Source organism: Pseudoalteromonas xiamenensis (genome assembly GCF_017638925.1).
GTDB lineage: Bacteria > Pseudomonadota > Gammaproteobacteria > Enterobacterales > Alteromonadaceae > Pseudoalteromonas > Pseudoalteromonas xiamenensis.
The window spans coordinates 1777808-1803413 of record NZ_CP072133.1 but is presented as its reverse complement, the minus strand read 5'-3'; the positions used below and the strand labels follow the sequence as shown (position 1 = coordinate 1803413).

Here is a 25606-nt window from a genome sequence, read left to right as displayed (position 1 = left end):
ATGCTCCAATATTACCTTCGAATGTGGTTAAATAGCGCTAATTTATTGGAATTTAGACTGAGGCAATTGATGGCCATATTAGTTACAGGCGGAGCTGGGTACATCGGTTCACACACTGTTTTAGAATTACTCAATGCAGGGCAAGACGTTATTGTTGTCGATAACTTAAGCAATTCGTCTTCAGTATCTCTTGAGCGAGTAAGTCAACTGACAGGAAAGACGGTAACGTTTTATGAAGGGGATATTTTGGATAAACCCTTTTTGGACACCGTGTTTGCACAACACACTATCGAGCAAGTAATTCATTTTGCTGGACTAAAAGCGGTCGGAGAGTCAGTGCGAAAGCCGATTGAGTACTATCAAACGAATGTACAAGGCACATTGTCATTACTTGATGCGATGCGTGATGCAGGCGTCTTTAAACTGGTCTTTAGTTCTTCTGCAACCGTGTATGGCGATCCTGCGTCACTGCCTATTCGTGAACATTTCCCTGTTGGCGGCACCACGAATCCTTATGGCACATCGAAACTCATGGTGGAAATGATGCTACAGGATGTGGCGAAATCGGATACGCGTTGGTCGTTTGCGATTTTACGCTACTTCAATCCGGTTGGTGCGCACGAAAGTGGCTTGATTGGTGAAGATCCTAACGGAATACCAAATAATTTATTGCCTTATATTGCGCAAGTCGCAGTTGGAAAGTTGTCGCAGCTTGGTGTATTTGGCGATGATTATGATACACCTGACGGAACGGGGGTTCGTGATTATATTCATGTCGTAGACCTTGCGATTGGACACCTAAAAGCAATGCACAAAATTGAAAACGTTTCGGGTGTACACATCTACAATCTTGGTACAGGAAATGGATATTCAGTATTAGACATGGTGAAGGCATTCGAAAAAGCAGCTGGGAAAGCAATCCCATATGAGGTAAAGCCGCGTCGTGCTGGTGATATCGCTGCAACGTATGCCGCGACAGAAAAGGCACTTGAAGAACTTGGATGGCAAGCTGAGCGAGGTATTGATGACATGATGATTGATACTTGGCGTTGGCAAAGCAATAACCCTAATGGTTATCGAACTTAATATCCGTTAGGAGGGTGTGCGCACACCCTCCAGTGCTTTACCTGCTTCTGTGGTGATGAAAACGAATTTAGCAGTTTCTGTCGTTTCAACCGTCAAGACGTATTCAATTAATGGCCACTTAATTGGTTTTCTTAGTCAGCTTTCTCTAACCAATTCAACGCTAAATCACCTATCAACGCACAGATTGGCTTACTTGCAACTTTTACGTGATTATCAAGATAGACGATGTGCTTACGATTACGCCCCTAACGCGCAAATATAACCCCATCGCTATTCTGTCATCGAGTTTAGCAAGACGTTAAAACACCAAACAAAGCCCAAATCCGCCCCAGCCAAAACAAATAGCCCAGTCAGTAAACATTTCTCCTGTTGAAGCCAACGTGGCACTTGAAAATGCGAGTAGTGCAACCGTGCTCATTGCTTTAATCATATCAATATTCCTTATTTAATATATATGTTGAGTAATTTGGAGTGACTGTCTAAGACGTAGTCTTGCATCGACTCCTTTTGCATTGTGCAGGCCGTACAGTCAAACCAGTCAGGTGAAGCAGAAAGTAAAACTATTTTCTGCTCCTTACCTGATTGCTCTAACAAACCTGCCATTCCTGGCAAACGTTTTAGTTTTTGCCATGAAGACTGGGTATAACTGGCGTCCTCTGAATGCTCTCCTGATTCAATTAGTTCATTCAAGGCATCGCTAGAACCGCCAATTTGATAGTAGATAGGTGACCCTTCCGGATTTAACACAAAAAGATGTGGAAGGCGTTTTTTTAGTCCTGATTGTTTGAATGCCGCCTTATCAATATAGATCGATTGAGATTTTATTTCTGAGGCAACACTTGAAAATGCAATACATGTAGCGGCAAGTGCCACTGCGAGTCCTTTCATTTTTAATCCTTGCTGATTCGTGTGAAAACAAGTGTAGTTAGATATTCTTGGCTTGTAATAAAAATGCAATGAAACTTATTCAGTTTGACAGCTCAAATTGTCGCTTCAGCTTCGTAGTGTGTATATATGCACGCTAACGGCCTATTTAACTTATTGTATTTTAGTTGTTTTATTGGTTTAGTTTTTTTCAATTGTGAAAGGCCGTTAATAACAGAATCTAACCTTAACTGTATAAAATTCCTTTTCCCAAAGTTTAATTGAGATGACGTTGTTGGGGTGCTGCTTTAATTGGATTGATGTATAATGATGGATTGAGATTGTACTTGTCTTGCATGTTCATTTTCCTGAGCAGAGTGACGCCGATTAGCCGTATGAGCGATTTTTCATGACTGACTTATCCCCAAAAAATACAATGAGTGACTTCCGTCGTTTTTCCGTGGCACCGATGCTCGACTGGACGGACCGCCATTGCCGTACTTTTCACCGCAAGCTGACAAAGCATGCTGTGCTGTATACCGAGATGGTTACGACGGGTGCAATTATTTTCGGTAAAGGTGATTACCTCAGTTTTGGTGAACATGAAATGCCCGTGGCATTGCAACTTGGTGGTTCAGATCCAAAAGCATTGGCGGAATGCGCTAAACGAGCTGCAGCGCATGGTTACAGTGAAATTAATTTAAACGTGGGTTGTCCATCAGATCGTGTTCAGAATGGTCGTTTTGGCGCCTGTTTAATGGCTGAACCGAAATTAGTGGCTGAATGTGTGGCGGCGATGCAGGCAGAAGTCTCAATTCCTGTGACGGTTAAAACGCGGATAGGCATTGATGAACAAGATTCGTATGAGTTTCTAACTCAATTGATTGAAGATTGCCATAAAGTTGGCTGCGATGATGTCATTATCCATGCACGTAAAGCGTGGCTAAAAGGCCTAAGTCCAAAAGAGAACCGCGAAATTCCACCACTCGATTACCCACGTGTTTATCAGCTGAAAAAAGATTACCCGCAACTACACGTAAGCATTAATGGTGGCATTAAAACTATCGAAGAATGCCAACATCACTTGCAGTTTGTTGATGGCGTGATGATAGGCCGTGAAGCCTACGCAAACCCGTTTATGCTCAGTCAAGTGGATGAACTTATTTACGGTGATGCACCGTTTACAATGACGAAGCATGAAGTCGTTCGCAGCATGTATGACTACATCGAAACACAAATGACGCAGGGTTCTAACTTCTGGCATATTGCACGCCATATGTTAGGTATTTTCCAAAACCAGCAAGGTGCGCGTTTATTCAGACGCCATTTGTCAGAAAACGGCCATAAGAAAACGGCTGATCTTAGTGTGTTAGAAGCTGCTCTCGCCCTCGTACCAGAATAAAGTAATTTTCAACTGTCGCGAAAGCCACGTTTTGCCAATAACAAAACGTGGCTTTTTTATTGCCGTTGCAACATTGTTTACACTCTATCTCGCCTGAAATTGGGTCGACACTCAGCCTACCTCTGCCTTTGTGTTGCTCTTTTAAAAACTCACTAAAAAATAGTCAAATTGACTAACTTTGCCTCATACTGAGTTCGGCTTTAGTGATTCAATCTTTTCTAATTTATTGATTTTTATTATTTTAACTAAAGTGGCACGGAGCTTGGAATATCTTCCGTAACAATAAGTTGAACTCTGAGGAAAATACCATGGCGCTAATCGAACGAATCGAAAATGTCATTAAAGCAGAACTAAATGCACTTTTAGACAAGGCGGAAGATCCAAAAAAATTGGCGAGTGTCACGCTTAACGACTTGCAAGAATGCCTTGCGGAGTGTCGTGCTACGGCGGCTGGTTTGATCTGTGAGCAAAAAGCAATTTTAAGACATCGTGAGCAAAGCGAAAAACAGATCGAACAGTGGCAAGAAAAAGCAGAACATGCGTTAACGAAAGGCCGTGATGATTTAGCGAAAGCGGCGTTGTTTGAGAAACAAAAAATGGCTCAAGCGATGGAAAGCAAAGCGTCAGAACTCGTACGTATCGACGAAGCGCTTGCCAAACTTAATGAAGACGCGGGTACGTTGCAAGCAAAGATAGAACAATTGAAAACGTTACAATCTCAGTTGCAGCGTCGTGAAAACACAGCGAGCGTCCGTCTGAAAGCAAAACAAGTGCAAAGCACTGAGCAAGCACATGCAGCGATGGAAAAATTTGAGTTTTTAGTGTCTAAGGTGGAACGTTTGGAATCGGAGGTCGAAAGTTATGATCTGGGCGCGCAATCCACACAAGCACAATTTGCGAAATTAGAACAAGACGAAAAAATGGAGCAAGAACTGGCTGCATTAAAAGAAAAAGTTTCTAAGAAAAAGGCGAGCGCGTAACTGCACGCGCTGATATTGCACAAAATAGGCTGAATTGGAGGGCATGACATGTCTCAATTTTATCAAAAAAAATATCAACCGATGACGCGTAACCTAAGCAACAAAAAGTTAGCGGGTGTGTGTAGTGGATTTGCTGAGCGTTTTGACATGCCAGTTTGGCTTGTACGCCTACTAACTTTATTGGTTTTCTTTAAATTCCCAGTGTTGATTGTGATTGCGTATGGTTTGGCGGCATGTTGTTTACCGACTAAAACCATTGGGTCGTAAGGACTTTAAATGATGAAAACGGTATTTATAGCCTTACTTATATTGATGTTATTTATGGCATTGCCGTTGACGCAATCTCCTATTGTATGGTTTTCGATGGGAGATTGGCTTGCGGATTGCGATTGGGTCGGACTTGAGTTGTTAAGTTCTATCGCCGTTATAATTGCCATATTTGTCGTTATTACACTGATTAGCTTAGGCATTTTTGCCGCCGTTTTGATGGCCTTGTTTGCTGGGCTTTTAGCGCTACTCTTTAATTCAGCGTTTATTTTGTTGCCACTGGGACTTATCTTACTCGTGTATTGGCTTGTAACCGACAAAAAAGCGGCTCAACCGTAAGAAACGGTGGGGCTGCGGTGCAAAACGCCGTTAACGTCTAGAGACAATATGCGTATCGCGACAAAACGTTGTAACTTTAGCCGATACAAGTACGCGAGGTGCGTAAAATATGCTAGGTTATTCCTCATCTTATCTATAAAGGAATCGCCATGTTTACGCGTTTATTCAGTCTTATTTCGTTAGGCTTTTTTACTTGCACATCTTTTGCGCATCAAGGTCACGAACATGAACATCACACTGACACGGTAGAAGCTATATCGGTTTCTCACGCGTGGGTACGTGAATGGCTGCCGGGCACACCCTCTACTTCGGCCTATTTTATGGTTTCGAATCAAGATCATCACGCTGCGAAGTTAGTCAAGGCGACGGTGGAGGGTGTTGGACGAGTTGAAATGCATGAACACATTCATGCAGATGGCATGATGAAAATGCAGCAAGTGGAGTCCGTTGAGGTCGCACCAGAAAGCACATTGGCGTTTCAACCAGGCGGCTTCCATCTCATGTTATTTGAGCCAGCAAAACCAATCAAAAAAGGCGATAGCCTGAAGTTAACGCTATATTTTGCTGATGGCGATCGTGTCTTTACGATGGCTGACGTGAAAAGCGTAATGGAACAAGAGTCTTCTCATCAACATCATCATTAGGAGATACGATGGCTGAACATAAAGGAAAAATAGCGGCGGCATTTGGCGCTATCTTACTGCTTTTTTACCTTATTGCAGTTTATTGGAGTATTGAACCGGCGCGCTTTAATGTCGTAGAAAGCGCGAAGGCGGATGCGATGGCACGCAATGAGAAAATAGTTGTTGGTTATACGACAACCACGACTCTGATAAAGGTTGCCGAAACGCTATTGGATAAAAATGGGGGGTATCTTTCAAATGATGTGATACCACCCAGTGTCCTGATGGACAACATGCCTGCTTGGGAATACGGTGCGCTTGAGATGGTACGCGACTTGGCTTTATCAATGCGCAAAGATTTTAGCCGCTCTCAGTCTCAATCTACAGAGCATCCAAGTTTGAAAAAAGCACAACCGCAATTTAACATCAGCTCGACAGCTTGGATGTGGCCAAGTGCTGAGGGCGAATATCGTAAGGGCATTGAGTACCTTTACGAATATCGCGCGCAAATCGCCAATCAACAAGACGCGAATAGCCAGTTTTACGCTCGGGCAGATAATCTCCGTGGCTGGCTAAAAGAATCGGAAAAGCGCCTTGGTAGTTTGAGTCAACGCTTGAGCGCAAGTGTCGGCCAAGAGCGAGTAAATACCGATCTTGCTGGTGACAGCGCTGCGCATCAAGCTACTAATGCACCTCTTCGTCATGAAATTAAAACATCGTGGTGGCAAATTGATGATGTTTTCTACGAGGCTCGTGGCGCGACTTGGGCGTTATTGCATTTCTTAAAAGCGGTCGAGTATGACTTTGGTGACGTTTTAGATAAAAAGAACGCACGTATTAGTTTGTTGCAAATTGTACGAGAACTTGAAGCGACACAAGATACAGTTTGGAGTCCTATGATCTTGAACGGCAGTGGTTTTGGTTTAGTTGCGAATCATTCCTTGGTCATGGCAAACTATATCTCACGCGCCAATGCGGCATTAATCGAACTAAGTGAACTCTTAGCGCAAGGATAATTTGAATGAAAAAACTTTGTTTAGCGTTAGCTCTAGCGACAGCTGGATTAGCACCCGTTGCTCACGCAGATACCTTATTAGGGTTATACGTCGGCGGTGAAGGATGGAAAACTTCAAACGAAGGTAGTTTCGCAAATAAAGGCAATCTGCAAAAATTTAATTTCGAGGATGAAACGTTCACGAGCTACTACGCAGCGCTTGAGCACCCGATCCCATTAGTACCAAACATCAAGTTAAAGCACACCGAACTTGAGATTACCGGTTCAACTACGTTATCAGAAACGTTTGAATTTGGTGGCACCGAATATCGTACGAATACGGCTGCAACAACCGTTTCTGACCTCACACACAACGACATTATTTTATATTATGAGCTGTTTGATAACGATCTTGTCTCGATTGATTTTGGTGTCAATGTGAAGCAATTCGACGGTGAAATAACGGTAAAAGGTGAAGATCAAGCAACTGGCAATATGACGACAGAACGCGTGGATTTCTCAGGCTACGTTCCTATGGGTTACCTGCGTGGTGAAGTGGGCATGCCGTTTACAGGCTTAAGTCTTTTTGCTGAAGGTAGTGTACTCAGCATTTCTGGAAGCAGCATCCAAGACTACCAAGTTGGTGTCGCTTGGGCTTTTGTTGAGAATATGGCGGTAGACGTTGCGGTTCGCGCAGGTTACAGAAGCTTGCAATTAGAGCTAGACGATATTGACGATATTGATACCGATTTAGATTTTTCGGGTCCATTTTTGGGACTAGAACTCCACTTCTAATCGTTGTTAGTATTAGACAAAAAAGGGGCTTAAGCCCCTTTTTTATTGGAACCGAACAATCCTAAGCTTTATGTCAGAGGGATTATTCACTCCATTGTAACTGAAAGTCTTCTTCAAAGGCTTGCTGCAACGCCTGCTTGTAAAGCTTGTTAATGGGCGAATTGATGAGCTTTTTAAGTTCATCCCCCGTCTGGGTCAATTTGTAATAGCACAACACTAAATCACTGTGCTTGGCATTGAGAGCTAACTTTTGGCGTTGAAAACGAAATTGCAAAGCTTGATCCGATTTAAGTTCAGCTGATTCAATTTCTTGTCGATAAATTAAGCCAATATCCATCAGGGTAAGAATGTGTGGAAAACTTAAACCCGCTTTACTCAAATTCAAGCTCTCACGGTTACTTTTACGTAATAAGTCGAAGAACGAAGGTTTGCGATAGAACCCGAGAATGATGATGTGACTGTCGTCTTTTTCTGAGTAACCACACAAGCCAGCAGCACGGTGTAAGGCATCGGCTTCTCGTTGCGTCATTTGCTTTAATGTCTGCAAACTTTTAATCGAAAACGTACCCGGCGAGATTGTTTCCCCAACCAAAATTTTTGCCCATAGCAACTGCATTTGTGTGTTGGAGGTGTCTTCAGCAAGGTGAATAAAACGGTCCACCCAATCTGCATCTGGCAAGCCTTGGCTGGTCACCTCGGGGCAGACACGCATTGCTTCGCACATGATGGCTTCAATATTTTTCTGGCGCTGGATTTTGGTGAGTTGATTTCGTTTCAACGCACGTTTAAGTAAGCCGACATTGCTTTTTATCGCAAAGTTTTCGCCTTGCTTTCCACCCACCGTATAGCTGTTTTCATCAGCAGAACTGAGGCGTCGAGAATCAGCTTTGATAACTGGAAAGCCCAATTTGTCCTCAATGATGTAGGCCAAACTTAGCTTGGCTTGGGCATTTTTTACCGTCATGCGTGTCACTTTCTTGTGTTGATTGTTTATTTCTACAGGAGTCTGCAATATTTGGCTAGTCCCTTGTTAGAGCTAGGCATTGTAGGACGCCTTTTGGTCTTGGATAAAGATGTGAGAGTCTGATATCCCCCCCGCCAAATGAATATCGACAATGCGCAATGTCATCGGAAAAGACAAATTTGATGAGAGAATGTTTGCAGCAAATGTGCGGCGTCTAAGCTCAAGTCATTGGAATTAATTTATTTTCAGTCAGGTAGCAGCAATGCTGCGAACTTAGTCTATACTAATTGATGTCAGAAAATTTATGCTACGTCTTTTCTTTTATGCACATATGTTTAAAGCCGATTTATCAAAACAATTCGAATATTATCAATGGCTCGGCATCAATGCGGGCTTTTCTCGTGTAATACCCGCTTGTATTGGACTGAAGGAAGTAGAATGACACCAGAAGAGACCGATTTCCTATTTGCCGATCATGAAGATGAGGCTACCCCTGTTGCTGAAATTCGGGATTTTTGGGATGTACTTATTGTAGATGATGACCCAGAAATTCACTCCGTGACAAAGCTCGCGTTATCTGGTGTTACGTTTTGGGAAAAAGGTATTCGCTTCCATGATGCGTTTTCAGGCAAAGAAGCCATCGAGATCCTTTCACAACCGAATTCGATTTGCGTTGTTTTACTTGACGTCGTAATGGAAACGGATGATGCGGGTTTTCATGTTGTTCGGTTAGTCCGCGAACAATTAAACAATCGGTTTATTCGCATTATTCTGCGAACGGGTCAGCCAGGTTTTGCACCTGAAGAAAATGTGATCCGTGAGTACGACATCAACGACTACAAAACTAAAACCGAGTTAACCCGTAGCAAACTCGTTACTTCGTTAATGACAGCGATTCGTTCTTTTGAACAGTTACAGCAATTAGAATCTCATAGTGCGTCACTGGCGAGTATTCTGGAGGCGTCAAAAGCGATTCTTGGTCACACGGATATTCAAGTGTTCGGCGAAGCGGTGATCCATCAACTGGCGAATATTCTTGATGTTGAAGCCAAAGGGATCATGTGTGGCATGATCGGTGACGACAAACGAATCCTAGTCATTGGGGGGAGTGAAGATTATCAGCAGTATGTCGGCTCAGGACTCGAACAGCTCGATAATGGCCGAATTATTTTGCAGATGCAAAATGCCTTTGATTGTTTGTGTCATCAACGTACCGACCATGATTTAACCTTTATTTTGAAAACAAAATCGCGTTCAGCGGCAATTTACTTGGAATTAGAGGCGCGTCCCAATGATGCGCAGTTGCAGTTTGCCGAGTTATTTTTAACTAATGTGAGCGTCGGTTTAGATAACATTCGACTGTTCAACAAATTACGTGATGTTGCCTACAAAGATCCGCTGACCAAATTGCCGAATCGTTCCAACTTTGTTGAGATGATTGAAAAAGAGTACGAGCCGGACCATAACGAGTTTATCTTCGCGATTGTCGATATTGCGCAATTCTCCGATATCAATAACGAGAACCGGTCAGGAAGTGGGTAATTTGCTGTTGCTCGCGGTAATGGAACGTCTTCGCGTCGAATTTCCTGAGGCAAAAATGCTGTCACGTATCGGCGCTGATGTTTTTGCTCTGTTATTACCAAATGCAACGTTTGATGACGAACTGTTTCTTGATGCCTTATTAATCCCATATGCGGTCGGAGAACACGTACTAACAGTCCATTTCCATGTTGGTCTGTGTGAACAGCAAGACTTTCATAAACAAGGACTCGAGACGTTAAAATTGGCCTATATTGCATTGAACCAAGCAAAAATGGGCAAAGTCACTGTTGGACGTTACTCGGCGGACTTGGAAGAGCGAATGGCATGGCGACTGGGAATTATTCGCCAACTTCGACAAGACTTTGAACATCGGAAATTGGAAGTTTGGTATCAACCACAGCTTAATTTCCATTCACTTGAGGTTATTGGCTGTGAAGCGCTGCTGCGCTGGCCTTCTGGTAATGGCAATTACATTTCGCCAGCGGTGTTTGTACCAATGGCTGAAGATTCCGGTCTCATCGTTGATATTGGCCAATGGGTATTAGAGCAGGCTTGCGAACAACAACGGTTGTTGGCTCAACGTGGTTTCGATATCAGCGTCGCAGTCAACGTATCGGTACCTCAATTTAAAGTCCCTAATTATGCTCAGTCCGTTAAAGATACGCTCGAAGCCTATAAAATCCCATCGAATAAAATAGAATTAGAAGTCACTGAAAGCGTAGTGATGGATGACATCTCAGGTGTTATTGAAACACTTAAAGAACTCAAGAATTACGGCGTGGAAGTCGCCATAGATGACTTTGGTACCGGCTTCTCGTCACTGAGTTATTTACAAAAACTGCCGCTTGCAAGGCTTAAAATTGACCGTGCGTTTGTTAAAGATATTCCAGATAACGACAGTGGTGCGATTGCCTCATTGGTTATTTCTTTAGGCAAAAGCTTAGGTTTAAAAACGATTGCGGAAGGGGTGGAAACTCAAGAGCAGGCAACGGTACTTAAAACACTCGGATGTGATGAGGTACAGGGGTTCTTATATGGTAAACCCATGAAGAGCGATGAGTTATTCGATTTCTTGCAAAATACCAAGAGCGAAAGCCAGTAAACAAGCGGGATTACGCTATTTTTATTGTAGTAAGACGTGTATAATTCGCTCCTTTTTTAGCCACGGCCAAAGATTTCACTACGACTATGAGCGGATTAAAAGCAGAACGTTCGTTATTTTCCTATCCTAAATTTTGGGCAGAATGTTACGGCCCAGCACCATTTTTGCCTACAACTCGCAAAGAAATGGAACAACTGGGTTGGGATAGTTGCGACATTATAATTGTTACTGGTGACGCGTACGTCGACCATCCAAGTTTTGGTATGGCGGTGATTGGTCGTGTGCTTGAGGCGCAAGGTTTTCGTGTAGGTATCATTGCGCAGCCGGATTGGTCCTCTAAAGCGCCTTTCATGGAGCTTGGTAAACCAAACCTATTTTTTGGTGTTACCGCGGGTAACATGGACTCCATGATCAACCGCTACACTGCCGAAAAACGTTTACGTCACGATGATGCCTACACGCCAGGCAATGAAGGGGGTAAACGCCCAGATCGCGCCGTTATTGTTTACAGTCAACGTTGTAAAGAAGCGTACAGCGATGTTCCACTGGTCATTGGGGGAATTGAGGCAAGCCTACGCCGTATTGCACACTATGACTACTGGCAGGAAAAGGTACGTCGCAGTATTATTTTTGACGCCAAAGCAGACATCTTAATCTACGGAAATGCCGAACGTCCGCTTGTTGAAGTTGCGCATCGTTTAGCTGCAGGTGAAACGCCAGAGCAAATTCAAGACGTTCGTGGCACTGCCGTGATCCGTAAGACACCACTACCTGAATGGCGCGGTAGCGACTCCACCGCAATTGATAAAATTGGTAAAATTGACCCTATTCCGAATCCGTATGGTGCCGACGATGTGGGTTGTAGCAAATCCGAATTTGCTGCGGCAGGGATCGATTTGCAAGCGGAAGCGGCAAAACCCATCGTAGTACAACCGCCACGCTTAAAACCATATGAGAAAGCTTATGTGAAGTTGCCAGCCTTTGAGCAAGTGAGCGTCAACAAACCTCTGTACGCACACGCTTCACGTATTTTGCACCAAGAAACAAATCCAGGGTGCGCTCGAGCATTATTCCAGCGTCATGGCGATCGTTATGTATGGGTAAATCCGCCTGCCTATCCTTTAGAAACCGAAGAAATGGACCACGTTTTTGGTTTGCCATACCAACGTGTTCCTCATCCAAAATACGGTAACGCGAAGATCCCGGCTTATGACATGATCAAAACGTCGGTCAATATTATGCGTGGGTGCTTTGGCGGATGTAGCTTCTGTTCAATCACGGAACATGAAGGTCGTATTATCCAAAGCCGTTCGCAAGAGTCGATTTTGGAAGAAATTAATCAGATCCGAGACAAGGTGCCTGGGTTTACTGGAGTGATCTCGGACTTAGGTGGGCCAACGGCCAATATGTATGGGTTGCGTTGTAAAAACAAGCGTGCAGAAAGTACCTGTCGACGTTTATCGTGCGTTTATCCGACCATATGTGAACACATGGATACGGATCATACTCCAACGATTGAACTCTACCAAAATGCGCGCCAAGTCAAAGGGATCAAGAAAATCCTGATTGCGTCGGGCGTACGTTATGATTTGGCAATTGAAGATCCACGTTACGTGAAAGAGTTGGTGACACATCATGTGGGCGGATATTTGAAAATTGCGCCTGAGCATACCGAAAATGGTCCATTGTCAAAGATGATGAAACCGGGCATGGGAGCATACGATAAATTTAAGGAGCTGTTTGAGCAGTATTCGAAAGAAGCAGGTAAAAAACAGTACCTGATCCCTTACTTTATCTCGGCTCACCCTGGCACTACAGACGAAGACATGGTGAATTTGGCGCTTTGGTTGAAATCACATGACTTCAAGTTGGACCAAGTACAAAACTTCTATCCTTCACCGATGGCAAATGCGACAACGATTTACCATACTGAAATGAACTCGCTAAGAAACATTAAGAACAACACGGAGACCGTGGCCGTGCCGAAAGGGGCGAGGCAACGTCGCTTACATAAAGCGATTTTACGTTATCACGATCCGGCTGGTTGGCCAATGATCCGTGATGCACTTCGAGCGATGGGGAAAGCGAATTTAATTGGTAAAGCGCCGCATTGTTTGGTGCCTGAAGAAGGTCGCAATGAACGACCAAAGACAACGTCGAAAGGCCAGCCTGCGTTAACGAAACACACCGGTTTTGCTCAATTCAAAAAAGCGAATACCAAGCCGCGCGTTGGCGATAATAAAAATCGCAAAGAAACGTTTGGTAAGAAGCGTGCAAAAAACGCATAAAGAAGGCGAGCTTAGCTCGCCTTTTTCTTTAATTTAGAACCTTAAAAGCGATATTCCCAACTGCTACTAAAACGTGTATCGCTCGAGGTGTCTTGCGGATTCTCTTGGCGGACATAATTGGCAGATACGCGCCAAAGTCCATTGAACAATCCGCGTTGATAGCGAAGTTCAAGTTCAGAGAAATCGCTTTCTTCTTTAGAGTGTCTTTTTAGTTTGGCGCCATAACCTTGACCCGACGACTCAAAACGTTCGTAACCTAGCGTCCAGCCTGACATTTGCTGTGGCAGTGCACTGCCAAGCCACCAATCGCGGTTGGTAAACTGGTTTTTAGGAACGACGTCTAAATTACAACCCACCAAAACGCGACTTTCAGAACAATTTTGCTCATTGTCCGTGTACTCAATATAGTATTTACTGCGACTTGAAGCGGTTGCAGTGAACGTTTCAAAGCCTGCCGTAAACGTAGGAGAAATGGGTGTTAAGCCGGATTGGTTGTGGCCCATCCATTCCCCGTAAATACTAAATGGAATCTGGCCTGCAAGCATTGAATATTTGACATCGAAACTTTGCAGCGTCTGTTTTTTCGGGGTTTCTCGTTCCAACGTTCGGTCATATTCAAAAACGAATTCACTGCTCAATGTGCTGGTGGCGATTTCCAAGCCCGGTAGAGGGGTGGCTGCAAATCGCAAAGCCCACAAGTTAGATGAAGGGTTCTTTTTTACGTTAGCGATTGGTTGACTAGGACGCTGTTGCGCAGCAATCGCCGTCACTTGCCAAGGACCTAAAAAAGATAAAAATGACGGGCCAAGTTGCGAACTTGCACGAGTTAGGCGAAGTCCTGTCATTGGTGGAGCATGATTTGACAAGAGCTGTGCGTTGTCATTGCTTGAATTTCCACCAGTACGATAAGCGCTCTGCACTTACTGCCCAGTTATCAAATAAAACCGCAAGATGACTGCCATCGTAATTGGTTGTCTTGCCATCAAGTCCATCACGCTGATAGTTCACTTGCACTTTGGCACTGACATTTTCACTCGTCATTAAGCCGTATGTGTCCAACCCTGCTTTTGCTTTGTCGCGTGGAGCGAAACCTTGCGTCAATTTAGCATCACTGGAATAGTAGGCTCGAACCCCAGAATCACGCTTTAACTTTGCGACGCGCAGAGAATGTTCAACGTGTTGTAGGGCAAACATCACTTCTTGTGGAAGTGTGGCTCTATCAATATCAACCAGATCAGACGCAATACCCTGCCACATCAAAGGATATTGATTTACCGGGTGATGAATAACACCGTAGCTGACAAGCAAGTCGATAGAGTTTTTTAGTTGAGTATCACCTGCATCAATCCAAGGTGACGCTAGGGAACCTTGGCTTACTAATGCAAGACTCAGACAAAGCAGACGCTTTTTCATCCGTGGAGTTTTTCCTGTAGTGCTTTTGAGACGAGAGGGTGGACAAATTGGCTAACGTCACCGTGGTGAAGCGCCACTTCTTTAACTAAGGTCGATGATATGAATGAGTTTTTTTCTGATGGTGTTAAAAACACGCTTTCCAAATCTGGGTTTAAACGTCGATTCATGTTGGCAAGTTGAAATTCATAGTCGAAATCAGACACGGCTCGAATGCCTCTAATCAACACATTCGCATTTTGTTGTTTCGCTAAATCAACCAATAACCCTGTAAAACCAATGACTTTTACATTCTTCAAATCACGTGTAATTTCGCTCGCTAATGCCACTCTTTCATCCAACGTGAAACATGGTTTTTTATTTGGGTTGTGTGCAATAGCCAAAATAACGGTATGAAACATTTTTGCGGCACGTTGGATTAAGTCCATATGCCCATTCGTTAACGGATCAAACGTACCAGGGTAAAGTGCAACTACATTCATTGTCGTATCATCGAAATTCAAATTATTGATATATTAACAAGCTTTTATTGGAATAACAGCAGTTACTCTGTGTGAAACTGTTTCCGTTAAAAGACCAATCTGTCTCACGTGAATAGGTTGATAGAGCGTAGCAATGGGGGTTGCACGATAGCGAATTCCAAACCGTGATTTAGCATGGAATTTTCTATAATCATGGTGTTTGAACAAAATTCATCCCCATTTGGTGAAGTTACCCTAGGTATCACCTTTGGAATTGGCTATACTGCGGCCAAGCTGTTGGTCGTTGTAGCGACACTTATTCGCGGATCTTTGTTGCGTGGCAATATATTACCTGCGGTAAGAATGCGCACTTGGCTACTGAAAATTGTTTCGTCATTTGATTAAGCGTTCTATGGCGAAACCTTTACAACAGCATCGTTTATTTGCAATTCAATGGGACTAGGAAATGAATACCAAGGAAAAAATTATTCGAACTAGTATTGCCATGTTTAACCTAAATGGTGAGCGTGCCGTGACGACAAATCACATTGCAGCGAATTTAGGAATCAGTCCTGGCAATTTGTATTATCACTTCAAAAATAAAGAAGACATCATTCGTCATATTTTTTCCTTGTACAGCGAACATCTCAATACGCATTTTAAACCACTTAGTCTTGGAGAAAATGCGCTAGAGCAGCTAACGTTATACTTGGATTCCTTATTTGATTTGATGTGGCGTTACCATTTCTTTTACGACAATCTGACCGACATTTTGGCAAGAGACAACGAATTGAAAAAAGACTACATCGCTTTTCAATCTCAGTTGTTTGAGCAAGTGAAGGCCGTTGTCATTGCATTGCGAGATGTAGACGTAATAGCCATCGACGATGAGGATGCAAAAGAGTTAGCTCACATGTTGAAAATGACGGTTAGCTTTTGGACGCCTTACGTTAAGGCTAGACGGTTGACAGGGGTGTTAGAGCAGCAAGATATCTACAATGGTATCGTGAAAGTGTTAATGTTGTTCAAGCCTTATTGCACGCAAATGAGTAAGCAAAAAATTGCCCAACTGCAAGCACATTATCAAACGCTGGCAGACGAATCATTACCGAGCATTGCGTAAAAAATCAGCGTTTCCTACTTGCTGACATTTTTGCTATAATCCCGCGCCTTGTTTTTGGGTGCGGGTTGTAGTCGTCACATTTGAACTCACTCAGCACACGCAAGCTTACTTCGTTTGTCGCAAACAAGTAAACTAACCTCTTAATTCGAGTGAGTTTTATGTTGAAATTTATCGTTAAACTACATCCTGAAATCATCATTAAAAGTAAGTCTGTGCGTAAGCGTTTTACGAGCATTCTTGAGCGCAACGTGAAAATGATTCTGCGCAAATTTGATGAGAAAGTCGCTGTAAAAAACAATTGGGACAACATCACGATTACCACCCAACTGAGTGATGAACAAACTCGTCTAACGTTTATTGATGAGTTAAAGCGCGTACCAGGTATTGAGCAAGTGGTTGAAGTTAAAGAAGTGATCTTCGACACGTTGGACGACATCTATCAACACGCGCTGGGTTTAGTCGCGCCAGTCATTGCTGGTAAAACGTTCTGCGTGCGTATTAAGCGCCAGGGTACTCATGACTTCACGTCGACTGAAGCTGAGCGATATGTTGGTGGTGGCTTGAATCAAAACGTAGAAGGGGCGAGCGTTAAGCTTACGCGTCCGGACGTAACTGTAAAAATCGAGATTAAAGACAATCGCGCTTACCTTTTAACTGAAATTCACCGTGGTTTGGGTGGTTTCCCTCTACCAACGCAAGAAGATGTTCTCAGCTTAATTTCAGGTGGCTTTGATTCTGGTGTGGCTACGTACCACATGATGCGTAAGGGCGCCCGCACGCATTTCTTGTTCTTTAACCTAGGTGGTGCGGCTCATGAAATTGGGGTTAAGCAGGTAAGTTATTTCCTTTGGAAACAGTTTAGCTCAACACACCGCGTGAAGTTTATTGCGGTTGATTTTGAACCTGTAGTGGCCGAGATTTTAGAAAACATCGACAGTGGTGAAATGGGCGTGGTGCTTAAACGTATGATGATGCGTGCAGGTAGCAAAATCGCAGAGCGTCTCAATATCCCTGCACTGGTCACTGGTGAAAGCATTGGCCAAGTTTCTAGCCAAACATTGGCAAACTTGAGCGTCATCGACCGTGTCACTGAAACACTTATTCTACGTCCACTTATTCACTTGGATAAGCAAGAAATCATCAGCACCGCACGTCAAATCGGGACGATAGAAATGGCGGAAGCGATGCCGGAATATTGTGGTGTCATTTCTAAGAAACCGAACGTCAAAACACGCATTGGTAAAGTGCAAGCGGAAGAAGAAAAGTTCGATTTCGACGTGTTAAACACCGTAGTTGATAACGCGCGCATCATGGATATTCGTGAAATTGAAGAAGCCACGAAAGAAGAAGTGAAAGAAGCTGAATCAGTTAGTGAATTACCACAAGGTGCAGTAGTCCTTGATATTCGTTCACCTGAAGAAGAAGACGACTCACCACTGGAAATTGAAGGCTTTGAAGTGAAGCACCTACCATTTTTCCGTTTGGCTACACAGTTTGGTGATTTGCCTCAAGATAAAGAATACTTCTTATATTGTAAGAAAGGGGTAATGAGTCAGCTTCAAGCCCTGATTTTACATGAAAAAGGGTATCTCAATGTACGAGTGTACAAGCCGTCTAAGTAGTTAAAAAAAGCGCCTCAGGCGCTTTTTTTCTGTATCTGTGTAAGTAAACGCGCGTTGAAAGGCGTTTGAGAGCCTTTCTGCTGTGCCTGCCGACATATGAAACCACAAATAGCATCTATTTCTGTTTCCCTTTTTAAATGAATATCTTGACGCATGGATGAGCGATTATGAGCTGTCTGCTGCATCACTTGGTAGGCTAACGCGAGCGCGTCCGAAAGCGAAATAGTTACTCCATTTTGATTTGCTATCCAAACCGCTTCATTTAATAGCCCCAGTATTTCACTGGCAAAGTAGGGTTGCCGCAACACGCCATTATCGACATCTTCACGCGCTGATATCGGATTAATGGCGACATTGACCAGTAACTTTTGCCAGCGCAGCAGCTGTATATTTTCATGTATCGCACACTGTGGAAAGTGAGTTTGCATGGCAGTAATCAGAGAAGGAATGGCTAGATTGCCTTGGCTTAAGTTACCCAACCAAGTCGCTCCAATCCCTTTGTGTACAACCGTGTCAGGGGATGACTTAAACCCCCCCATATTTGTGGTTGCAAACCACATCTGTTGCTGTTGAGTGAGCCTTTCAAGCCATGGGGTCAAATCACTCATGCCATTGTGACTGATTACAATCGTTGCGTCGTTGCTTAGGTAAGGCCAAAGTTGCTCAAGCGCTGTGGGCAACTGGTAAGCCTTTACACAGATCAGTACTCGTTCAATAGACTGCCGTTGCAGGTGATCAAAGTGAGCATGACTCACGTTGAGCGGCGTGGTGACCAATTCATGTTGATAAAAATAGGGTGTACCGGTTTGATTAGACCGAGTGACCACGGTAACCGGAGCGAAAAGTTGGCAATATCGTGCAAAAAGCAGCCCAACGGCGCCCGCTCCAACTACATAAACAGGCTTATCGCGTTTTTTTGGTTGCTTTTGTCCAGCCATAATATCCTGCGAAATAGACAATAGCGCCGGCCATATCGGCAACGAAATCCGCAAACGAGGCTTGGCGATAAGGAACAAAAGATTGCAACACCTCGATACTAGCACCATAAAATGCGAGCAGCACTAAATGCAGCCACACGGGAAGTCGAAAGGCATGGTGAAGGATAAACGCCAAGCCAAAGAAGATAACAAAATGCACAACCTTATCGACATGTGCAAACAGTACGAGATTCGTTTTTACCTCTTTGATGAACAATGCGGTACAAATAATGAGACTCGCTAAGAAAAGAAATTGGTAAACACGCCTTGTCACGTTAATTCCTACTACGACTTTATTATTGCCTCGAGTATATCATCGAAACGTGGACGTAACATGAATATTCTGGTCTCTCCTTCGAGTTTCCATGTGCTTACTTTGGATTTTGTTTGCGCACAATTATGTTGAAATTTTCCTTCTGATAACGAGGGCTGGTATACTAATCGTAATCAATTTTAGGAGAAAATTATGCCATCATTTGACATCGTGTCAGAAATTGAAATGACAGAAGCAAAGAACGCTGTAGATAATGCTGCTCGTGAATTAGAAACGCGTTGGGATTTTCGTGGTGTAAATGCGTCGATTGAATTAGATGACAAACTGGTTGTGTTAAAAGGTGAAGCGGAACACCAATTAATGCAACTGTTTGATATTTTAGTAAGCAAAGCAGCTAAGCGCGGCTTAGATGTTTCATGTCTTGAGCTGCAAGACGTTGTGCATTCAGGCAAAACGTTTTCTCGCAAAGTAGGCTTAAAACAAGGTATTGATAAGGATATGGCGAAGAAAATTACCAAACTTATCAAAGAATCAAAAATTAAAGTGCAGTCGAGCGTTCAGGGCGAAGAAGTACGTGTAACGGGTAAAAACCGTGACGATCTTCAAGAGGTGATGCAACTCATCCGTGGTGCAGAACTTGGTCAACCGTTCCAGTTCAAAAACTTCCGCGATTAATCCTGCCTGTCGGAAGCAGTACCCACTGCTTCCTGCATCCACTTCACCCCTTTTATAGCTTTCTAGACGTCCATTGACATTTGGCCGCCAAATTTGGACAATAGCGCCTCTTTTCAAGGTGCTTGATAGTCGTTGTTTTGGACAGCAGACTGGCAAGATAATCGGGAAGCTTGGTGCGGTTCGCAAGATGTAAGCCTAATCCAACACTGCCCCCGCAACGGTAAACACAATAGTGTAAGTCCGGAGACCGGCCTTGGAGCTATCTTACTTACAACTTGTGCGGTGGGCGCAGGTCAGGGGACATCATGTACAAACTATCATTGCTTGGCGTTGCAATTGCTGCGTCTTCGTCACTTTATTCCACATCTGCTCTGGCAAACAATGTTGAGCGCATAACGATTACAGCAAATAAATTAGAGCAAAAAGTCGCGGATGTAGCTGCTTCTGTGATTGTTATCGAGCGCGCGGATATTGAAAAAAGCGGTGTGAATGATGTTGCAGCATTGCTGTCACAACAAGCTGGTTTCCAAATTAATCGTAACGGCGGACTTGGTCAAAATACTGGGTTGTCACTTCGCGGTTCGAACACACGTCACACACTCGTCCTTATCGATGGTGTACGCGTTGGTTCTGCAACGCTCGGTTATAAATCAATTGCCAATATTGCACTTAGTAGCATCGAAAGAATTGAGGTCGTCAAAGGTTCACGTGCTGCTGTATATGGTTCGGATGCATTGGCAGGTGTGATTAACATTATTACCCGACAAACGACGGCAACAGAAATTACAGTCGGAGTGGGGTCAGACAGTTATCACGTTGCTGAACTGGCTGCGGGCACACAAAAAGGTGGCTGGGACGTCGACCTTAATGCGAGTTTTGAGAAAACCGACGGTTTTGATGTTATGCAGACACTCCAATTCGATAACGATGGCTACCACAATGTCAATGTTGGGCTTGCTGCATCATACCAAGACGAAAGCTTAGGTCAGGTATCGGCGAAAATTCAACATAACCAAGGTGAAGTCGATTACGACAGTGCTTGGGGTGGTATTAACGCAACCGATTACCGAAGTGAATTCAAAAATGATTTGCTGTCATTAGGTTGGAATAAACGCATTGATAATGTCAGCCTCGCGTTGGATATCAGTCGCGCATCAGATGAATCGGACGATATAAGCGAAGGGTTTGTTAGCACTTTTGACACCACTCGAACCACGAAAGAAGCAAAAGTAACGTGGTTTGCGCTTGATTCTGTGACCGCATTAGCAGGCTTCTCGCACAATAAAGAAGATGTTTCGGGCAGTTCTACGATTTATGATTTAAATTCCCGTTCGACATCAGCTTGGTTCATGGGCGCGACATATGCAGAGAAGGCTATCCAAGCCGAGGGCTTTGTGCGTCGTGAATCCGATGATCAGTTTGGCAGTGAAATAACGTACAGTATTGGGGCAGGCTACGATATTCGTCAAAACTTGACGCTCCATGTATCACAAAGTACCGGTTTCAAAGCGCCAACCTTCAACGATTTGTATTTCCCAAATTCGGGTAACGCAGCATTAGAGCCTGAGAATTCACGTCATCAAGAACTTGGTATTAAAGGCTTTACGCAAAACGTGAGCTTTGAGACGGCTATTTTCAGCACCGTATTCGACAACAAAATTGCATGGACTCCAAATGCTCAAGGTAAATGGCAACCTGCAAATATCAATGAAGCGCGCCATCAGGGCATCGAAGTGAGTGTCTCTCATACGTTGTTGGGACTTGATTCATCTTGGAACTACACGTACTTAGATGCTAAAGACGAACAAACAAACAATGAACTGACCTACGTGTCCAAGAACACATTGAACTGGCGTTTGGCTGAACAATTCGATGCGTTGGAAGTCGCGACAGAAGTGCAATATCGCAGTGACCGTTTAGGGAAGTACACACAGTTACCGTCATATACGCTTTTTAACTTAGTTGCAAACTACACATTTACGAATGAAGTTTCGTTGAATGCGCGCATCGAAAACGTATTTGATAGGGACTACAACGCGGTAGATGCGGGTATTGCTGACAGTGGCGTGTTTTATTACAACACGGCTGAGCGTCGATTCTACCTGAATTTACGAGCTAAGTTCTAAATCGGTTTGAGCTTGAGATGAGAAGAAAGAGGCAACCCGAGTTGCCTCTTTTTTTGTGCGATTAGTCGTTCAGCAGTTCTGCAAAATGCCGCGAAAACTTCGCTAACTTAGGTGCAATAAGTACACTGCAATATCCTTGTTCTGGATTCAAATTGTAATAGTCTTGGTGGTAAGTTTCCGCCGAGTAAAAGACGCCTGCTTCACTCACTTCAGTAACAATGCGCTCTGAGAAATGCGGCGCAACTCGCTCAATGAATTGCAGAGTTTGTGATTTCTGTTCATTGGAGTGATAGAACACCACACTTCGGTATTGCGTACCAACATCGTTACCTTGACGATTGAGCTGAGTTGGATCATGCAATACAAACAGCATCTCTAACAGGGTTTCAAAGGACACAATACGTTCATCAAACGTGATTTGTACCACTTCGGCATGGCCCGTTAAACCTGAACATACAGCGCGATAGGTGGGGTTGTCGATATGCCCGCCCATGTAGCCGGATTCAACGTGTGAAACCCCTTTGACACGGCGAAAGGCCGCGTCAATACACCAAAAACAACCACCACCAAACGTTGCAACTAGCATCTTAGTTTTCTCCTTATTTTAAAGGATGTTGGGTATCTTGCTCGTCGAGTCGTTTTGCAAGGAACTCAGGCGATTGTGTTTTTCGCGCGAGCGCAAGATAAGCGGTTGGGACGACAAAAAGCGTAAGTAATGTGGCAACGCTGACCCCAGCGAAAACCACGACCCCGATAACAGCACGACTTTCTGCACCTGGACCTGTTGCCAACACCAGCGGAATTGCGCTCATAACCGTCGTTAACGAGGTCATGATTATTGGACGCAAACGTTGCTTCGAGGCACGGATCACCGCTTCTTTGAATTCTACACCACGGTCACGCAATTGATTGGAGAATTCAACGATGAGAATACCATTTTTGGCGCTTAAACCTATCAACATAACAATACCGATTTGGCTATAAATATTGATGGTATTGTCGGTGACAAATAATCCAAACATCGCGCCGACCAAACCAAGAGGTACGGTCAACATGATCACAAACGGATGCACAAAACTTTCAAACTGTGCCGCTAATACTAAAAAGGTGACCGTAAGGGCGAGAATAAAGACATACGTCATTGCGGAGGCGCCCTCGTAAAACAGTTGAGATTCACCTTTGTAGTCGATTGCACCGTCGTTTTTGTTTTCTTCCGCCGCGACTTGGTTGAGGAAGTTAAGGGCTTCTTCGAGCGTGTAATTATCAGCTAAGTTGGCTGATATAGTGATAGCCCGCATGCGGTTGTAACGGTTAAGTCGGGCAGCGGTCGCTTGTTCCGTTAATGTTACTAAACTGTCCAGCGGAACAAGTGCACCCGTACGTGACTTCACGTAGATGTTGGCGATATCCGACGGAGATGAAAAATCGGCTTTTTCCCCTTTTAGTATGACATCATATTCTTCACCGCGATCGATAAAGGTCGTGACTCGGCGTTGCCCTAACATGGTTTCAAGTGTTTTGCCCACATCGTTTACGGAAACACCGAGATCGGCCGCTTTCGCTTTATCGATACTGACTAAAAATTGTGGGAAGGTTTCTTTGTAATCGTGGTCGATACGGACCAAGCCAGGATTTTTCTGAGCTTTAGCAATGATGCGATCGCGCCACTGCGCCAATTCGCTGTAGTCGTTTCCTTGGAGCACAAATTCAACCGGGCGAGAATTGCCGCCACCACCAATGCCTCGGCGCATAATCGCAAAAGCTCGAACGTCGGTGACTTCTGTCATTTTGCCACTGATTTCATCCATGACTTGCCAAGTTGAACGTTTACGTTCATCCCAATCCGGCATCCCGACAATCGCAACGCCGCCTTGTCCACCCCAGCCCGGTACTCGCACTAAAACACGGCTAAGCTCGCCTTGTTCTAGGTAAGGCATTAAACGTTGTTCGATTTCCGCCATGTTTGCAGCGTTGTTTTCATAGGACGCACCTTCAGGACCGTTCATCATGATGAAAAACGTGCCACGATCTTCTTTCGGTGTGAGTTCTGATGGTGTGAGTTTAAACAATTGATAACTTGCGAGAGCGGCTAACGCCAACACACCAAAAAGCCCCAATTTGCTCTGAATGTTATTGTGCAGGATGCGCTCATAGCCTTGCTCGATTCGACCAAATTGTCTGTCCATCCAACGGCTAAATGCGCTGTCATTCTGATGGTTTTTCAATATTTTAGAACAAAGAGCAGGAGACAGCGTCAGTGCCGTAACGCTCGAGAAAATTACCGCAGCACTGACCGCCATTGCGAATTCGGTAAAGAGGGCACCAATTCGACCTTCCATGAAAACAAGAGGAACGAATACGGCAACTAACACCAACGTCGTTGCAATAACCGCAAAGCCAACCTCACGAGCACCACGGTACGAAGCAAGTAGCGGAGGCTCGCCCATTTCAATACGGCGGTGGATGTTTTCCAGCATAACAATCGCATCGTCCACCACCAAGCCTATGGCTAAAACGAGCGCGAGCAAGGTCAGCAAGTTGATTGAGTAACCCATAGCTAACAAGAACATAAACGTTGCTACCAAGGCAACGGGAACGGTGACTGCTGGAATAAGCGTCGCGCGGACACTTCCCAAAAAGAGATAAATAACCATAACGACCAGTGCCATTGCAATGGCGAGCGTACGATAAACTTCATGGATAGATTCGCGTATGAAAATTGACGAATCGTAGCTGTCTTCGATGGTTGTACCTTCAGGCAGGTTACGCTTAATTTTGGCCAGTTCTGCGCGGGCGTTATCGACCACCTCTAAAGTGTTCGCTTTTGCCTGTTTTACAATACCAAGACCTATCATATTTCGGCCGTTGCCACGGAAAAGACTTTCGTCGTCTGCGGCTTCTAGGCTTACTTTTGCAACTTCACCTAATCGCACTAGATAGCCCTGGTCACCACGTTTGATGACCAAGTTATGGAAATCAGTTTGTGATTTATAGCTTCTCGAAATGCGAACAGCAAAATCTCGGTCGAGCGACTCAATTTCGCCTGCGGGAAGTTCAACGTTCTCATTACGTAACACTTGTTCAATGTCGCTACTCGTAATACCACGTGCGGCCATTGCTTTTCTATCCAGCCAGATTTTCATGGCATATTGGCGTTCACCACCGATGCGAACGTTAGAGACGCCATCGACCACGGCTAAGCGGTCAACGATGTAGCGCTGTGCGTAGTCCGACAGTTGCAGTGAGTCCATCGTTTGGCTGTTTAGCACAAACCATGCAATGGGACTTTCATCGCTGTTTGATTTTGAAACTTCAGGCGGTCGAACTTGATCCGGCAACCTGTCTTGAGCGCGAGATACGCGTTCGCGTACATCGTTTGCGGCGGCATCGATATCACGGTCAATTGTAAATTCAATCGTAATGTTCGAACTGCCATTGCGACTTGATGAGGTGATGCTTTTAATGCCTTCAATACCGGAAATACGGTTTTCAAGAATTTGAGTGATTTTGGTTTCGACTACTTCGGCACTTGCACCTGGGTAGTCGGTACTCACACTGACAATAGGCGTATCAATATCTGGATATTCCCGAAGCGGCAACATGGTAAAGGCAACTAAACCAAATGTGAGCAACAAGAGATTGATTACAATAGCGAAAACGGGGCGTTTGACGGCGGTATCTGTTATTTTCAC

At 44.2% G+C, this 25606-nt stretch carries 24 protein-coding genes, 1 pseudogene and 1 riboswitch; of the genes and pseudogenes, 15 read left to right on the top strand and 10 right to left on the bottom strand.

The genetic code is table 11. The features are described 5' to 3' along the window. Positions 1-69: 69 nt before the first annotated feature. Positions 70-1086, top strand: coding sequence for a UDP-glucose 4-epimerase GalE (gene galE, locus J5O05_RS08715; RefSeq protein ID WP_208841739.1), 1017 nt, complete (start codon positions 70-72; stop codon positions 1084-1086). A gap of 298 nt (positions 1087-1384) precedes the next feature. Here galE and J5O05_RS22410 read toward each other — a convergent pair whose 3' ends face one another. Beyond that, on the bottom strand, positions 1385-1516 hold the full coding sequence (locus tag J5O05_RS22410) for a hypothetical protein (RefSeq protein WP_280117625.1): 132 nt from the start codon (positions 1514-1516) through the stop codon (positions 1385-1387). 11 nt (positions 1517-1527) lie between these two features. Further along, a complete protein-coding gene (locus J5O05_RS08710) occupies positions 1528-1974 on the bottom strand; it encodes a hypothetical protein (protein ID WP_208841738.1) in 447 nt (148 codons plus the stop codon). A gap of 385 nt (positions 1975-2359) precedes the next feature. Here J5O05_RS08710 and dusA point away from each other — a divergent pair, with 385 nt between their 5' ends. The 7 genes from dusA (at position 2360) to J5O05_RS08675 (ending at position 7350) form a co-directional block, all read left to right on the top strand. After that, a complete protein-coding gene (gene dusA, locus J5O05_RS08705; protein WP_208841737.1) occupies positions 2360-3352 on the top strand; it encodes a tRNA dihydrouridine(20/20a) synthase DusA in 993 nt (330 codons plus the stop codon). Between the two features lie 308 nt (positions 3353-3660). Beyond that, entirely contained in the window at positions 3661-4332 is a 672-nt protein-coding gene (locus tag J5O05_RS08700) for a PspA/IM30 family protein (RefSeq protein ID WP_208841736.1), read from the top strand. Positions 4333-4380: 48 nt separating this feature from the next. Continuing rightward, complete coding sequence (locus J5O05_RS08695; protein WP_208841735.1) at positions 4381-4599, top strand: PspC domain-containing protein; 219 nt, start codon at positions 4381-4383, stop codon at positions 4597-4599. Between the two features lie 9 nt (positions 4600-4608). Further along, complete coding sequence (locus J5O05_RS08690) at positions 4609-4938, top strand: hypothetical protein (protein ID WP_208841734.1); 330 nt, start codon at positions 4609-4611, stop codon at positions 4936-4938. Positions 4939-5087: 149 nt separating this feature from the next. Next, positions 5088-5582: a copper chaperone PCu(A)C gene (locus J5O05_RS08685; RefSeq protein ID WP_208841733.1), complete on the top strand. Its 495-nt coding sequence runs from the start codon at positions 5088-5090 to the stop codon at positions 5580-5582. 8 nt (positions 5583-5590) lie between these two features. Beyond that, on the top strand, positions 5591-6577 hold the full coding sequence (locus tag J5O05_RS08680) for a DUF2333 family protein (RefSeq protein WP_208841732.1): 987 nt from the start codon (positions 5591-5593) through the stop codon (positions 6575-6577). A gap of 5 nt (positions 6578-6582) precedes the next feature. Continuing rightward, positions 6583-7350 (top strand): TIGR04219 family outer membrane beta-barrel protein, encoded by a 768-nt coding sequence (locus J5O05_RS08675; RefSeq protein WP_208841731.1) that lies wholly within the window; start codon positions 6583-6585, stop codon positions 7348-7350. An 82-nt stretch (positions 7351-7432) separates the two neighbouring features. Here the strand turns inward: J5O05_RS08675 and J5O05_RS08670 are convergent, their stop codons facing one another. Then, on the bottom strand, positions 7433-8314 hold the full coding sequence (locus J5O05_RS08670; protein WP_208841730.1) for a TIGR03899 family protein: 882 nt from the start codon (positions 8312-8314) through the stop codon (positions 7433-7435). A gap of 438 nt (positions 8315-8752) precedes the next feature. On the opposite strand from J5O05_RS08670, the pseudogene J5O05_RS08665 reads away from it, so the two are divergent. Both J5O05_RS08665 and J5O05_RS08660 read left to right on the top strand, forming a co-directional pair. Then, positions 8753-10958, top strand: a pseudogene (locus tag J5O05_RS08665) (bifunctional diguanylate cyclase/phosphodiesterase). A gap of 86 nt (positions 10959-11044) precedes the next feature. Further along, complete coding sequence (locus tag J5O05_RS08660; RefSeq protein WP_208841729.1) at positions 11045-13246, top strand: YgiQ family radical SAM protein; 2202 nt, start codon at positions 11045-11047, stop codon at positions 13244-13246. Positions 13247-13287: 41 nt separating this feature from the next. Here J5O05_RS08660 and J5O05_RS08655 read toward each other — a convergent pair whose 3' ends face one another. The 3 genes from J5O05_RS08655 to coaD are packed head-to-tail and all read right to left on the bottom strand — an operon-like array spanning position 13288 to position 15138. After that, complete coding sequence (locus J5O05_RS08655; protein WP_208841728.1) at positions 13288-14166, bottom strand: capsule assembly Wzi family protein; 879 nt, start codon at positions 14164-14166, stop codon at positions 13288-13290. Next, positions 14126-14659, bottom strand: coding sequence for a hypothetical protein (locus tag J5O05_RS08650; protein WP_208841727.1), 534 nt, complete (start codon positions 14657-14659; stop codon positions 14126-14128). Before J5O05_RS08650 ends, J5O05_RS08655 begins: the two co-directional genes overlap by 41 nt. Beyond that, positions 14656-15138, bottom strand: coding sequence for a pantetheine-phosphate adenylyltransferase (gene coaD, locus J5O05_RS08645; RefSeq protein ID WP_208841726.1), 483 nt, complete (start codon positions 15136-15138; stop codon positions 14656-14658). The genes J5O05_RS08650 and coaD overlap by 4 nt, the downstream gene beginning before the upstream one ends. 174 nt (positions 15139-15312) lie before the next feature. Between coaD and J5O05_RS08640 the strand changes: the two genes are divergently transcribed. From J5O05_RS08640 to thiI, 3 genes are all read left to right on the top strand, one after another. Beyond that, on the top strand, positions 15313-15522 hold the full coding sequence (locus tag J5O05_RS08640; RefSeq protein WP_208841725.1) for a hypothetical protein: 210 nt from the start codon (positions 15313-15315) through the stop codon (positions 15520-15522). Positions 15523-15583: 61 nt separating this feature from the next. Beyond that, the gene (locus J5O05_RS08635; protein WP_208841724.1) at positions 15584-16240 is read left to right on the top strand and encodes a TetR/AcrR family transcriptional regulator; all 657 of its coding nucleotides are present in this window, start codon (positions 15584-15586) and stop codon (positions 16238-16240) included. Between the two features lie 158 nt (positions 16241-16398). After that, positions 16399-17862, top strand: coding sequence for a tRNA uracil 4-sulfurtransferase ThiI (gene thiI / locus J5O05_RS08630; RefSeq protein WP_208841723.1), 1464 nt, complete (start codon positions 16399-16401; stop codon positions 17860-17862). 14 nt (positions 17863-17876) lie between these two features. On the opposite strand, the gene J5O05_RS08625 is transcribed toward thiI, so the two are convergent. Then, a complete protein-coding gene (locus J5O05_RS08625; protein ID WP_208841722.1) occupies positions 17877-18800 on the bottom strand; it encodes a ketopantoate reductase family protein in 924 nt (307 codons plus the stop codon). Continuing rightward, positions 18766-19113 carry a VanZ family protein gene (locus J5O05_RS08620; protein ID WP_208841721.1) on the bottom strand — a complete coding sequence of 116 codons (348 nt, stop codon included), beginning with the start codon at positions 19111-19113 and terminating at the stop codon, positions 18766-18768. The genes J5O05_RS08625 and J5O05_RS08620 overlap by 35 nt, the downstream gene beginning before the upstream one ends. A gap of 192 nt (positions 19114-19305) precedes the next feature. On the opposite strand from J5O05_RS08620, the gene J5O05_RS08615 reads away from it, so the two are divergent. Further along, positions 19306-19788, top strand: a complete 483-nt coding sequence (locus J5O05_RS08615) for a YajQ family cyclic di-GMP-binding protein (RefSeq protein ID WP_208841720.1) — start codon at positions 19306-19308, stop codon at positions 19786-19788. A 99-nt stretch (positions 19789-19887) separates the two neighbouring features. Beyond that, positions 19888-20058: riboswitch (cobalamin riboswitch) on the top strand. Positions 20059-20093: 35 nt separating this feature from the next. Then, positions 20094-21914, top strand: a complete 1821-nt coding sequence (locus J5O05_RS08610; protein ID WP_208844432.1) for a TonB-dependent receptor domain-containing protein — start codon at positions 20094-20096, stop codon at positions 21912-21914. A gap of 61 nt (positions 21915-21975) precedes the next feature. Here J5O05_RS08610 and msrA read toward each other — a convergent pair whose 3' ends face one another. Together msrA and J5O05_RS08600 are read right to left on the bottom strand one after the other, a co-directional pair. Continuing rightward, positions 21976-22500, bottom strand: coding sequence for a peptide-methionine (S)-S-oxide reductase MsrA (gene msrA / locus J5O05_RS08605; protein ID WP_208844431.1), 525 nt, complete (start codon positions 22498-22500; stop codon positions 21976-21978). Between the two features lie 13 nt (positions 22501-22513). Continuing rightward, positions 22514-25606 (bottom strand): efflux RND transporter permease subunit, encoded by a 3093-nt coding sequence (locus tag J5O05_RS08600; protein WP_208844430.1) that lies wholly within the window; start codon positions 25604-25606, stop codon positions 22514-22516.